The following is a 13,266-nucleotide window of genomic DNA, read 5'->3' as shown; positions in this document are numbered from 1 at the left end:
TTATGCGGCTATTTAATTTAATAAATTAAAGTTATGTGAATTTTATACGTTATTTAAAAAAGCTATTTAAAGCGTCAAGATTGTATTCCAGTGGCGCTTTATTTATGACGGTGAAGCGGCTGAAATCTATATCATCAATATTTTTGTTGTGTATCGCGTTGTAGATTGGTGCATATTTTTCGCTATATACAGTGAATATAGGGTATATATTATCGTCTACTGACATTGACTCCGGTTGGTTATGTTCAAAGACTTTTATCATCGCAAGACCGCCCAGTGTGACATGGCCGCCAATGGAGGTATCTAAGTGTGTAGTTTGTTTTTGGTCCCAATTAACGCCGCCAACTTTAATTTTTTCTCGCAACCCGAGTTCTGTAAGCGCTGCTGCTGCACCAAAAGCCATCGCATCGTTGGCACTCCATATGAGCTTTGTGTCTGGAAAACGTTTTAGTAAGCTGGGAGTAAGTTGAAATGCTTCATCATAAGACCAGTTGGCAGCCACTCTTTGCTTTAAGTTAAGATATGGTTCGCGATTTGAATAATTAAGCAAGCCTTGCTCACGTTGCTGAGCTGCAAGGGTTGCAGTCTCGCCTAACAAAGCAATCATTTCATTTTTATAACGCCGATGTGGCTTATCAATGAGCGACACTAACTTCTGCGCAAGTAGCCTCCCAGCTTGAAAGTTATCTGGTAATAAACTCCCCAAAATACCATATCCTTTTTTCACAAGCCTTTTGGTTTGTACTTGAGTCGGTTGGTTCAGTAAAAAAATGATCGCAGGGTGAATATGAGTAGAGTTTATAAGGGTATTGGCTATCACCGACTTTTCGTCGACCAAGATTAAATAGCTGTCAGTGTCTTTTAGCGCTTCTCGAACCAGTTGCTTCATAATAATATGATTCCTATCAGCGTATTGCACTGTTAGGTTTATATTTAGATCATCAGCTGCGGCTTGCATAAATAAGGTAACATTGAGCCAAAAGTCGCCTGTAGGATTACTGTGGGCGTAACCAGGATTGATAAATGTTACTTTCGTTTGCGAATGAGATTGAGGCGCAATAAAAACCAGCAATGCGAAGAGTATGATAATTGGCAATTTCATTGGGAATTCATAAAATTAAACTTATCTTAATTATGACACATATTTGCATTTTTGAGGCTAATTCATACACCTCCTTTACAGGGCAAATAAATGTTTAATCGCGCTATTTTCGGTATACTACGGCAACATATATAAGGGCGTTATAAGTAGGGCAATGCGTAATACACTATTTTTATTATTTTTTCTGTCGATAACTGTTTTTGCAAAAGAGACGAGCGAGCTGTCGGTCACGATGAAAAATATAGGGCTAAGTTATAAACAGGCAGTGCAAGCGACTAATAAGCAGGAACTCCTATCTTCATTAGAATCACTGTCGCGTTATTCACTTGAAGCGACAAAAGAAACTTTTAAACCTGAATTGAAAACTCAGTCGTTAGAAGGTTTGCAAAAAGTATTAGATACGATTGAACGGGCCAGGCAGTTGGCCAAAAACGGCGATATGAAAAGTGCACAAACTGAGTTAAAGAAAATAGATTCATTGAGAAAAGAGTACCATAAATTCCATGAACCCCCGAGCATTTGGCAACTTATATTTGGCTAATTAGTAAACTTGTAAGGTGGTGCTTTGTGGTGTAAACATCACCTTCCCATATTTTTCCTGTCCGCATTCAGTTTCACTCTAGAGACGAGGCTTTTAAAATATATCGTGCTGTTCTTGCTTTTTCAATAGGAACGATCCAATAATGGCGTTTGCATTCATTTGGAGAGTCTATGACATACCTAAAAAAAGCCTTATTTACCACACTGGTGATACTGGCATCGCCTGCCATATTAGCGAATGATCTCGTGTTGTATGATATGACCAAAAAAGACCCATTCACCGTTAACACGCAGTATCCAACTTACATAGAAAATGAAGGCGTTGATAAACTATTCGATACTTCCTTGCAAAGTAAATACATATCAAAGTACAGCCAAAGTTGGGTATCTATCCAGTTTGAGCGCCCAAAGCGAGTTTATGAGTATGTATTAACGTCGGCACTTGATGCGCCAAAGCGAGATCCAAAAAATTGGGTTTTATTTGGGTCAAATGATGGGGAGTCATGGTATGAGCTTGATAAACGAAATAGCATCACGTTTTCAAAACGCGGTCAGTCTCTCAGATTTCAAGTCAATGATAGTCTGTCATTTAGCCGATTTAAGCTAGATATGAAACAAGAGGGGACAACTGCATGGGGGGATAGCTATTTGCAACTTGCTAACTTTGCTCTTATCTCTGATACTCATTTGCCGATAGCGGATTTTAATGTCAGTCAACCGGTGTCTACAATTAATCAACCTATTGATATTTATGCTAATGTCGCTAATGATCCGAGTAAAATAATATGGAGTATCCCCGGTGCTACCCTGTTTGAAGCAGGCAATAAAGCCAAGGCATATTTTTCAAAGCCAGGTAGTTATTCAGTGTCACTGCAGGCAATAAATACGTTTGGTGAAGACAGAGTTTACCGTAACAATGTGATAAAAGTAGTCGACAAGTCAAAGCCTTGGGTAGGGCACACAACACCAAAAGTAAAAGTGGTAATTGAAGATTCAGAGTCGGCTGGCGCAAAGAGGTTGCTCCGATTATTTCCAAACATAGCACAGACAATTGACAGAGTGACTAGAGATCTAGCGCCCCTGCTATATAAAAATTTTGCTGAATTACCTGATTTTGAACAAGTAACGTTTACCTTAAAATGGATGGATACCATCGCTTACCGAGCTGGTGATGATACTAATATGGAAATTGCCTTTAGCTCAAAATATATTACTGAGAAATTAGCTGGCAAACCTGATGAAGATGTGAGGTATGAACTACTAGGTGTTTTATGGCATGAGTTGACTCATGGATATCAGCACTTTCCAAAGTCCGTAGGTTATGATGATGCTGGTGCGCACGCTTTTATTGAGGGTATGGCTGATTTAATTAGAATACAAGCCGGGTTTCACAAAACAAGGTCACCTAAGCCATCGCAAAGCTATCTAGGGGGTTACACAAACACTGGATTCTTTCTATATTGGTTGAGCAAAGAACATGACAATTTTGCGTATCGATTTAACAAAACAGCCATTGAGCTTGAAAAGTGGCGCTTTGATAAAGCAATAAAGCACGTAACAGGTAAAGATGTAGACTTGTTGTGGTCTGAATATCAACAGTCTTTGAATAGTATGTAATTAATTATTGAATAAAATACATTGACAGACTACCTTCTACCACCAATAATTGGAAGGTTCCATTTATGCGTATTAAACAAATAGCTCGTTAGCAGTGTTTTTTTAATGGTAATTGGAACGTTCTAATTTAGCAATAACAATATAAGTCAGCGGATGAAATATGAATAATAATAAATTAAGAAGGTTGTCACCAATTGCAATGGCTATAGCTGTCATTTGCACTAACTCAAGCCTCGCCTTGGCAGCTCAAGAAGTAAAAAAAATAGAACGAGTTGAAGTTACATCGTCGAGAATTAAACGTGTTGACATCGAAGGGGCAATTAACGTACATACGATCAGTTCTTCCGATATGGTTCGTAATGGCTTTGATTCTGTGTACGATGCTTTAATGGGATCAGTTGCAGCAGGTGGTGCTGTATTAGGTGAAGTCGAAACAGGCTCTTATACCCCCGGAGCCAAAGAATTAAATTTAAGAGGGTTAGGACCAGAATACACCCTAATTTTGGTTAATGGTAAACGACTAGCTTACTATCCGATGCCATTTGGCGGACAAACAAACTTTGTAAACCTAGATATGATCCCAACAGCGATGGTTGAAAGGATTGATATTCAAACCGGTGGAGCGTCAGCGATTTACGGTTCTGATGCAATGGCGGGTGTTGTAAATATCATAACTAAGAAAGGAATTGATGGGCACTTTATTGATGCGAAGTTTGGTCAAGATACCTATGGTAAGGGTGATAAAAAGTCTTTGACATTTGTTGGTGGAATGAAAAAAGACAATTTCACCTTTGATTACGCTTTAGAATACAAAAAAGAAGATGCGCTACTATCAAGTGATAGGCCTTATCACGATAGTGTTTGGGATAACCCAGACCCTGACTCGAACAGTGAAGTTAACCGCTCCATTACGGTTTGGGCTGAAAATACTGAGTATCGAAATCAGTATTCAGAGCAATATTGTAATACTGATGATAACCCACACCCACAAGCTACCCAGCACTTCATTAAGCGCAGTAATTATGGGCCGAGCTGTGGATGGGATGAAACGGGTGATAAGTTATTACGCAATGAAAGTGAAACTTACAGTGTTTATTTGAATTCTGAATATGAACTGTCTGAGACCACGGCACTATTTGCGAATGGATTTTATATTCAGCAAGATAAAAAAGGCCGACGTAATCCGTTTTTATGGGGCCATTTAGGCTCATTCCACGGTGGTAATTTTTGGGATCCTGATATTCAAAATAGTGATGGGGGATATGGCGCTCCAGTTAAGTATATGTGGCGAGTACTATCAGATGATGAATATACCGATGACGGTTTAGGGCGCATCTTTAACGATGAGTCTATGTCATTTAATTTTGGCGTAAAAGGTGAGGTTGGTGAGTTTTACTACTCTGTGGGTTACAGCCACGCTAACTACGATTTTGCTGATAGGTATTTATCACATACCGTTGCAGGAAATCAGTTTATCAAAGGAGAAAAACTTGGTGAAGTGAATGGAATAGATGTGTATCGTCCAAATTATAAACTGTTTTTTGGGGGCGCTACACCAGATAGTGTGATGCAGTTTATGGACTGGTCAACGTATGATGGTAATTCGTTTAATGACAGTGTAACGGCAGATATATCCGGAGACTTATTCGAATTATCGGCGGGAGCGGTTCAGTTTTCAGCGTATGTTGAAGTGATGCGAGAGGGCACGAGAGCCACACCCGACGATAGAATATTAAATAAACAATTTGTTGGTCTAACTGGCGTGATCACCGATGGGGAGCGAGATAGATATGCCGCTGCCTTTGAGTTCTTAGTTCCAATTACATCCGAATTAAGTGCTGAAGCAGCAGTACGATATGATTACTATGATGATGAAAGTCAAGTGGGTGGAGCAATGACGTCGCAGTTAGGTTTCACCTATAAACCTACTGAACAAGTTGTGATCAGGAGTGCTTATGGGACAACCTTTAGAGGCCCTGATATGTCTTCACTCTACCAAGGGTTCAGTGGTAACTTTGCTACCTTAAACGATAGGATCACCGCTGATGCGTGTCGCATGCTGCAAAGCACGCAACAAGTTGATGGATATAATACGGATGCGTTATCGCATACTTGTGAAACAGGTCAGTTAGATTTAACCAGTGCCAATATTAGTAGCCTACAAACCGGTTTTGAAACATTATCAGCGGGTGATCTGACGCTAAAAGAAGAAACGGGAAGTTCGTTTACCGCGGGTATTGTTTATGAGTACTCAGATGAACTGTCATTCAATATCGATTTTTACTCGATAAAAATCAAAGACAAAATTAAGAGGCTTGATTCAAGTTATATCCTAGACAAACTCTGGTTATGCCAAAACGGAGGCGAGAATAGTGATTCCGAGCTGTGTGGCAATATGCGTGAAAGAGTTAAGCGCTATGATGAAAATGGCCAAGGAATTGACCGACTAGGTAATGCAATATCAGGGTTAGCTTATACACCTCACACGATACAAGAGGGTTATATTAATGCTGCCGAACGTCAAGATGCGGGGATAGATCTTGGCATACGGGGTACATTTGATACGGCTTTTGGAACGTTCCGCTACAAAGCAGATTATAATCGTGTATTGAAAAAGAAAGAGCGGATCCGTGCAGAAGACCCATTAGTTGATATCTTAGATGACCAAAATAACAATGACTTTAAAGAATTAGGGTCTTTCTCTGCCACGTGGGAAAGTGGCGATACATCAGTGAGTTGGTTAATGCTATATAAAGGAAAAATGTGGAATAACGCTGTATACGGTGAGCGTCAAAAGTTACCCGCATGGATAAAGCACAATGTGACGCTGGGGTATCATATTAATGACGATACGCGTCTGATATTCACTGTTAAAAACTTACTCAATGCGATGCCACCTCAAGACGAAACATTCAGTAATTATCCATTTTATCATGGCGGTCGCTACGACAGCATTGGCCGAGAGTTTAGTGCAAGATTAACTTACCAATTCTAATAATAACAGGTGAATAATATGTTTAATTTAAAATATTCAGCAGTAACACTTGCTGTGTGTGTGGCACTAACGGGCTGTAATGATGGATCAGGTTTTACTTCTAGGCAAAGTAGTGAAGAAACACCAATGCAAACCGTTGTTAATGACTCAGCGCAGCGAAATATGGTTGGCGATACTGGCTCTAAAGTTGAAGCCATATTGACTGAAGGAACTGACTCCTCACCTGCTGGCGAGCAGGTTGAAAATCTAATTGATGGCAAGGCGGGTACTAAATTTTTAGCGTTTGATAGCAAAGCCACAGTGATTTTTTCAGCAGTTAAGGAATATGAGCTTAAAGGTTATAACTTTATATCGGCTGGGGATGAACCGAACAGAGACCCTAAAAATTGGGTAGTGTATGGCTCCAATGACAAGCAAGACTGGGTTGAAATAGATGCTCGTGCAGATGAAGTATTTGAATCACGTGGGTCAATGAGGTCATTTTCCATTGAGAATGAACAAGCATTTCAGTACTTCAATTTTGAAATGGTACATGCTGGGACTGACTCCTACGGCAGTAACATCTTACAGCTTGCTGAATTGCAGTTGATGGTAGTATCTGATGTCCCACTGGTAGAGTTTATAGCGACAAATGTGACACCAGCGGTCGATGAGCTGGTGGTTTTTAAAGACGAGTCATTGGTAAACCCGACCAGTTGGCAATGGACATTTGAAGATGGGACGCCGCAAACCAGTAATGAGCGATCGCCATTGGTTAAGTTTTCGTCGTTAGGTGCCAAGTCGGTAACCTTGAGCGCGGCAAATGACAAAGGTGAGTCAATGTTAATTAAGGAAGACTATATACGGGTGTGGGACGAACAACAGCCTTGGGCAGGTTTTGAAAACCCAAGCGTTACTTTTATAAAAAATAAACCTGAGCACGCAGGTCAAAAAGCACTTGAACGAGTATTTCCTGACCTTGAAGCAGTGATCCAAGAAATATCATTAAAAATTGCCAAGCGTTTATTCAACAACGTAACCGAAATAAATACTTTTGAGTCAGTGAAGTTTATTACTGATCTGTATGATTTCCCTGCCGCTAAGGGGGGGAGTGATAAACATATGGAACTGATGTTTGACTTAAACCATATAGCGAGCTTGGAAGGTCAAGGTGATGAAGCCATTAGAAGAGAAGTTCTTGGGGTACTTTGGCATGAATTAACACATGGTTATAATAACACACCAAAGACAGGGAGTTATGAAGCAGGTAACGACTATCATACGTACTTGGAGTCACTGGCAAATTTCATCCGAATTGAAGCCGGGTTCTACGAGCACGCGAGACCTAATATTGCTTGGGTAAAAGACCATAATGAAGATGCATATAACCAAACCGCATTTTTTTTAGAGTGGGTCGTTAATACAAATAAGAGTATCGATTTTATTAAGCGCTTTAATGCCAGTGCAAATGAGCTTGATAAATGGGACTTTGATTTGGCATTTAAGCATATATTTGGTGCAGATCGAGGGATTGAAGTGGTATTTTCTGAGTATATTGCCTACTTGAAAGATGAAAAAGGCATCACTGCACCTTTCCCTACGCCTGTGGCAGGGTTTAAAAATATTGCAATTTTAGAGTCGGTAATAGTAAACACAAACGCAACTCATATAGGTATTTGGGGTGAAGGGCCAGATAAGTTAGTCGATAATAATATAAATAATAAGTTCAATGCGTTGATTGAAGCACCTTGGTGGGTAGCTGAGTACGCTCCAGATTTACTGCCTATTGCGCAAGTAAACAGTGTATATACCGACTTTGTTTTAGCGCAAGCAACGAAAGTGTCAAAATATTCTATTGCAACAGCCAAAGATAACGCAATACGCTTTCCAAGCAGTTGGGATATGTATGGCTCAAACGATGGTGAGCAATGGACACTGCTGGATAGTCAAGAGTTCTCAAACTTACCTGAGTTGAGTGCGACCTACATGTTTGATGTTGCTAATACCGCTGAATATATACAATATCGAATTGATTTTCATAATACACGCACAGGAGAAGGGGTTGGTGGTGATAGTGGTCGTTTGATCCAAATAGGTGAAATTGCGTTATGGACCGAAGAATAAATAGCTGAATGAGCTAATAATAAAAAACCTCTACCAACTAGGTAGAGGTTTTTTGTCAGGGCAAGATAAAGTTACTTTTTCGAGCCGCCTTTCCCTTGTACAGCTTTAAAGCGCGGATTTGTTTTACAAATCACAAATACGCGACCACGTCTTTTTACTACTTGACAACCAGGGCGATTTTTTGCGCTTTTTAGTGAACTAAGTACCTTCATAGAGCCTCCGTTATTTTGTGCTTAAGTTTTTAAACCTGCGGTTAAATTGTGCAACACGTCCATCACTAGCAACTGCTTTTTGCTTACCAGTATAGAAAGGGTGAGATTCACTAGACACATCGATTGGCACATAAGGGTAAGTAACACCTTCTAGTTCAATCGTTCTGTCAGTTTTAATTGTTGAGCCTACAACAAAGTAGCTATCTGCAGCTGTATCGTGAAAAGCGACTTGTTGGTAATCGGGGTGGATACCAGGCTTCATAAAAACTCCGTAATGTTTTGTTATAATGTATCGAATTTTATTTCAAATAAGAATTAATTGCAACAATTAATAGCGACTCCCGCAATTTCTCCTCAGATCGCACGAATGTTGTGCAAACGGTTGCTTAGGGGGTACCAATTCCGTATCAGACTGTTATAACTAGTAACTATAACAAGAAAAGGGAAGAGTTATGATTCAGGGTAACGATCAACTAGACAACAGTGTAATTGCAACACTAAAAAATAAAGATCACTCTGCATTGAGTGCACAACTAGATAGTTTAAGTTGCACTCATACAGACATTATCGAGCTACTTGCTGAATATCAGGTGCTCAGCGAGCAAGAAGATGATGAAAAATTCGATAATTGGTACGATGCGTTATGTAAAGAGCAGCTTACTGTACTTAAGGCGTTTGAAGTAATGCGTGCGCACTGTGAGCAGTCCTAGCGTAAATAATTACTTTACGCTTAAATCGTACTTAATAACTAGGGCATCGATATACCGTTCACGCAATGATTGGTTCTGTTCATGCTTTGCTTGATGGCTTATGGCTCGATTTAATAGCTTTAGTGCTTTAAGCAATTGTGGGCGTACTGTTATGTTAATGCTTGATGCTGTGCGTTCTTCAGTTAGCTCATCGACAATCGCTCTGCCCAGCTCAATATAAACAATTTCTTCAATTAACCCATTTTGGCTTATTGTTCCGTATTTACTGCATAGATACTGTTGCCAACTGGTCTGGATCTGGTCCTCTAAATCATCACTAAAGCGAGCGTCTTGGCAATACAAAGCTTGTTGTTGGCATCGCTCTAGAGTTTGCGTGTATTGCTGATAAAACAATTCGTAAGCCTGAGAAGAGCTTTGCACTTTATATTTTATTAAGTCTTGACCCCATTGTACGCCACCTCTTGGGTAGTAGTCGGTAAACTCCTCGCATTCATAGAGCCCTAAGTAAGAACTACATTTTATGGTATTTTGAATACTATAAGAGGGCTTTGGGAATATGCGGCTTTCTTGCCATTTTAATAAAGTTTCTTCAGAAATTTTTAGCGCTTGGCATAGTTCTTCAGCGCGATAAAAGTAAGTATCTAAGTGGCTAAGTAGACTCATTGTTAATTGACTGGATAAATATACAGTAATTAAATTGTGGATGATTTAATTTAATATTTCAAGTAAAAAATTGCATCGTGAATTACTCGGATATTACGGCCATTTATGGTAAAACATAGCCAAACTGATCCAACGCCAATTAAAATCGAATGCGAACAATACAAACAATTAAACAAGCAAGCCTTATTACCGCGATAAAAACACCTTACACCATGTCTGGTGACATTGATTTAGCAACCTATGACCGCTTGGTTGAAGCGCAAGTCATTGCGGGCGTTGATGGCATTATCGTAGGTGGAACAACAGGTGAAGGCCAGTTAATGAACTGGGAAGAGCACCTAATGCTCATCGCACATAGCGTCAATAAGTTTTCGAAAGACTTAGTTATTGTTGGCAATACTGGTAGTAATAATACGCGAGAGGCGATAAAAGCTACAGAATATGGCTTTGCCTCTGGGATGGATGCAGCATTACAAATTAACCCGTATTATGGCCGTACATCACTGGCGGGCGTTAAAATCCATTTCGAGCGCTTGCTAGATCTTGGCCCAGCATTTGTTTATAACGTGCCGGGTAGAACTGGACAAGACTTGACCCCTGACATCATAGAACCACTTGCAAAGCACGTTAATTTTATTGGTGTAAAGGAGTGTGGTGGCAATGAGCGCATTGCACACTATGAGTCAAAAGGCATCGCGTGTTGGTCTGGAAACGATGATGAAGCGCATGATGGCCGCCATTTGCATCAATCGCATGGGGTAATTTCAGTAACCTCAAATTTGATCCCTAAGCTATTTCGCACATTAATGGACGCAAAAAGTCCAACGTTAAATGAGCAATTGACACCTCTTATGAACTGGCTGTTTTGTGAGCCGAATCCAATTGCAATCAACAGCGCGTTAATTATGACGGGTGCTGTTAAACCTGTATCACGTTTACCTTATGTTACTCTGAGCAAGGCACAGCAGTTGCAAGGGGTTGAACTTATAAATGCGCTTAACGAAGCCGATGTGGTCGGTGGAAAAGCAAATATCATTGATGAAACGCTATTAAAGCTTTGTTAGGTTGTAACAAATAACGTATAATCTGCGGCCCTTAAGTATTGGTCGCAGGTTTTTTCATGAATTTCAAATCTTTTAGTTTTTCTCCTTTGTTGCTTAAAGCACTCGACGAAATAAACTTTTCTACCCTAACCCCAATACAACAAGCTGCTATCCCCGTCGTACGCAAAGGGCATGATGTTTTAGCTACGGCTCAAACAGGCACAGGTAAAACAGCAGCGTTTGCATTACCTGTTATTCAAAAACTGCTAGATGCAGATAATGGCTCGCAAACCAAATCACCACGCGCTTTAATTTTAGCGCCTACGCGAGAGTTGGCGGAGCAGATAGGCCGTAACTGTGAGGAATTTGCACAGTATACAGAGCTAAAAACCGTATCGTTGTTTGGTGGTATAAATACAACTGGGCAAGCTGATAAGCTGGCTGCAGGTGCCGATATCGTTGTTGCAACACCTGGTAGATTGCTCGACCACATTCGCCTAGGTAACATTAGTTTGGCTAATGTTAAGCACTTGGTATTAGATGAAGCTGATCGCATGTTGGATATGGGGTTCATCACTGATATTCAACAAGTGATTGAGCTAACGCATACCGATAAACAGATTTTATTGTTTTCGGCCACTTTTCCACCCGCTATGAAGCAATTTGCTGGTTCAGTACTAAGACATCCTAAATATGTACAAGTAACGCCTGAGAACACCACAGCAGAAACGGTTCGTCATGTTGTATATCCTGTTGAACAATCTCGTAAACAAGAATTACTTTCAGAATTGATAGGTAAGAAAAACTGGCAGCAAGTGCTCGTGTTTGTAAACATGAAGGACGTTGCAGATGAATTAGTCAGTGAGCTGGTGTTAGATGGGATCCCAGCGATTGTATGTCATGGAGATAAAACGCAAGGCGCTCGTCGTCGTGCTCTTCGAGAGTTTAAAGAAGGCAAGGTACGCGTTTTAGTCGCAACAGAGGTCGCTGCTCGAGGTATTGATATTGAGGGCTTACCACGTGTTGTTAACTATGACTTGCCGTATTTGGCTGAAGATTATGTTCACCGTATTGGTCGAACAGGGCGAGCGGGTAACGAAGGGCAAGCTATCTCATTTGTGGCACGTGAAGAAGAGCAAGTTTTGGTGCATATTGAAGAACTGATTGAGCAGCAGATCAAGCGTTATTATTTGCCAGGGTATGAAGTAAGTAGCCGTGATAACTTAATTAAAAAGTTAAGTAAAAAGCAATCACATCAGCGTCGTCAACCTCGTAGTAACCGCCCTAGCAATCAGGCAAGTGGTGAAGCGCGTGCTAAAAACCGCTCACGTATTGCCAATGTCCGTAAACAAATAAAAGGGACGAAGTTAGGACTTGATAAATAATAAGGTCTTTTTAAGATTCTTAAAATAGCGGCTCAATTGCCGCTATTTTTTTATAAAGCGTGTTAATTTATTACACTGTTGGTGCGAGATAAAGTTTTAGCGCGATAGCAGCAATGATGAGTTAATAGGAATAAACTCGTCGCATGATTCAATCAATAAATTAGCGGTTAGTTTTGTCGCTCCATACACGGTGCTTTTTACGTTATAGTGATCACGCAAATGTGCCAGTAAAATAGCAAAGTCTCCATCACCTGATAGTAATATGATCTCATCGACTGTTTTGGCTGCCTCCATCATGTCAATGGTAATGCCTACGTCCCAATCCCCTTTTTTTGAACCATCTTGACGTTGTATATAGGGTTTAAGCTTCACATCAAACCCTATCGCGCGCAAGATATTTTGAAACTGAGTTTGTTTGTCGTCACCGCGATATGTTGCGTAAGCGTAGGCATGTTCTATTTGACCATACTCTTTTGCTTGTGCCCAAAATGCATTGTAATCAAAATTACCGCCCAAGGACTGTTTACAGGTGTAATAGATATTTTGTACATCAACAAAAATAGCAATTTTTTTCATGGATACATTTAATTTATAGTAGGTAAGCATGGAAGAGTACACTGTAACAGAAGTCGTCACCAATGTATGAAAGAATGGACTCTAAGTAACAATAAAACCTGAATTAGAACAGAGTATAGTTTTTAATAGAACACTCTACATTAATCAAAGTTTATAGAGATTATTAGTAGAGTGTATAGGTGTAGGATTTTTATGTTATTAAGCACTTAGCTATTTTATTTTTTAAATATTGCATTTTAGTATAAGCACCTTCAAAGCCAGAACCAGACCAAGTCCCAGGGCAAGAGCATGAAAAATCACTTGTATTAGTTCAGACAAGA

Annotated in this window: 12 protein-coding genes; 7 read left to right on the top strand and 5 right to left on the bottom strand. The window is 40.0% G+C overall.

Features of this window, described 5'->3' with window-relative positions; translation table 11 throughout:
* Nucleotides 1-49: 49 nt before the first annotated feature.
* Nucleotides 50-1,102, bottom strand: a complete 1,053-nt coding sequence (locus tag CWC18_RS12150; RefSeq protein WP_138590351.1) for an ABC transporter substrate-binding protein — start codon at nt 1,100-1,102, stop codon at nt 50-52.
* A gap of 154 nt (nt 1,103-1,256) precedes the next feature.
* Between CWC18_RS12150 and CWC18_RS12145 the strand changes: the two genes are divergently transcribed.
* The 4 genes from CWC18_RS12145 (at nt 1,257) to CWC18_RS12130 (ending at nt 8,357) form a co-directional block, all read left to right on the top strand.
* Nucleotides 1,257-1,643: a cytochrome b562 gene (locus CWC18_RS12145; RefSeq protein WP_138675344.1), complete on the top strand. Its 387-nt coding sequence runs from the start codon at nt 1,257-1,259 to the stop codon at nt 1,641-1,643.
* 170 nt (nt 1,644-1,813) lie between these two features.
* A complete protein-coding gene (locus CWC18_RS12140) occupies nt 1,814-3,259 on the top strand; it encodes a basic secretory protein-like protein (RefSeq protein WP_138675343.1) in 1,446 nt (481 codons plus the stop codon).
* Between the two features lie 160 nt (nt 3,260-3,419).
* Nucleotides 3,420-6,254, top strand: a complete 2,835-nt coding sequence (locus CWC18_RS12135) for a TonB-dependent receptor domain-containing protein (RefSeq protein ID WP_138675342.1) — start codon at nt 3,420-3,422, stop codon at nt 6,252-6,254.
* Nucleotides 6,255-6,272: 18 nt separating this feature from the next.
* Nucleotides 6,273-8,357 (top strand): basic secretory protein-like protein, encoded by a 2,085-nt coding sequence (locus CWC18_RS12130; RefSeq protein WP_138675341.1) that lies wholly within the window; start codon nt 6,273-6,275, stop codon nt 8,355-8,357.
* Between the two features lie 71 nt (nt 8,358-8,428).
* Here CWC18_RS12130 and ykgO read toward each other — a convergent pair whose 3' ends face one another.
* Both ykgO and CWC18_RS12120 read right to left on the bottom strand, forming a co-directional pair.
* The gene (ykgO, locus tag CWC18_RS12125; protein ID WP_010361844.1) at nt 8,429-8,569 is read right to left on the bottom strand and encodes a type B 50S ribosomal protein L36; all 141 of its coding nucleotides are present in this window, start codon (nt 8,567-8,569) and stop codon (nt 8,429-8,431) included.
* Nucleotides 8,570-8,579: 10 nt separating this feature from the next.
* Nucleotides 8,580-8,831, bottom strand: coding sequence for a type B 50S ribosomal protein L31 (locus tag CWC18_RS12120; protein WP_010361845.1), 252 nt, complete (start codon nt 8,829-8,831; stop codon nt 8,580-8,582).
* A 190-nt stretch (nt 8,832-9,021) separates the two neighbouring features.
* Here CWC18_RS12120 and CWC18_RS12115 point away from each other — a divergent pair, with 190 nt between their 5' ends.
* The gene (locus tag CWC18_RS12115) at nt 9,022-9,279 is read left to right on the top strand and encodes a hypothetical protein (protein WP_138590360.1); all 258 of its coding nucleotides are present in this window, start codon (nt 9,022-9,024) and stop codon (nt 9,277-9,279) included.
* A gap of 9 nt (nt 9,280-9,288) precedes the next feature.
* Here the strand turns inward: CWC18_RS12115 and CWC18_RS12110 are convergent, their stop codons facing one another.
* Nucleotides 9,289-9,942, bottom strand: a complete 654-nt coding sequence (locus tag CWC18_RS12110) for a DUF6058 family natural product biosynthesis protein (RefSeq protein ID WP_138675340.1) — start codon at nt 9,940-9,942, stop codon at nt 9,289-9,291.
* 149 nt (nt 9,943-10,091) lie between these two features.
* Here CWC18_RS12110 and dapA point away from each other — a divergent pair, with 149 nt between their 5' ends.
* Both dapA and CWC18_RS12100 read left to right on the top strand, forming a co-directional pair.
* Nucleotides 10,092-11,006, top strand: coding sequence for a 4-hydroxy-tetrahydrodipicolinate synthase (dapA, locus tag CWC18_RS12105; protein WP_138590363.1), 915 nt, complete (start codon nt 10,092-10,094; stop codon nt 11,004-11,006).
* 56 nt (nt 11,007-11,062) lie between these two features.
* Nucleotides 11,063-12,370, top strand: coding sequence for a DEAD/DEAH box helicase (locus CWC18_RS12100; protein WP_138675339.1), 1,308 nt, complete (start codon nt 11,063-11,065; stop codon nt 12,368-12,370).
* 96 nt (nt 12,371-12,466) lie between these two features.
* Here CWC18_RS12100 and CWC18_RS12095 read toward each other — a convergent pair whose 3' ends face one another.
* A complete protein-coding gene (locus CWC18_RS12095) occupies nt 12,467-12,946 on the bottom strand; it encodes an NYN domain-containing protein (protein ID WP_119862920.1) in 480 nt (159 codons plus the stop codon).
* Between the last annotated feature and the right edge of the window lie 320 nt (nt 12,947-13,266).

Origin of the sequence: Pseudoalteromonas aurantia, assembly GCF_005886875.1 — a bacterium.
Classification (GTDB): Bacteria; Pseudomonadota; Gammaproteobacteria; order Enterobacterales; family Alteromonadaceae; genus Pseudoalteromonas; species Pseudoalteromonas aurantia_A.
The sequence above is the reverse complement of the archived record's forward strand: the minus strand, read 5'-3'. Positions and strand labels throughout refer to the sequence as shown.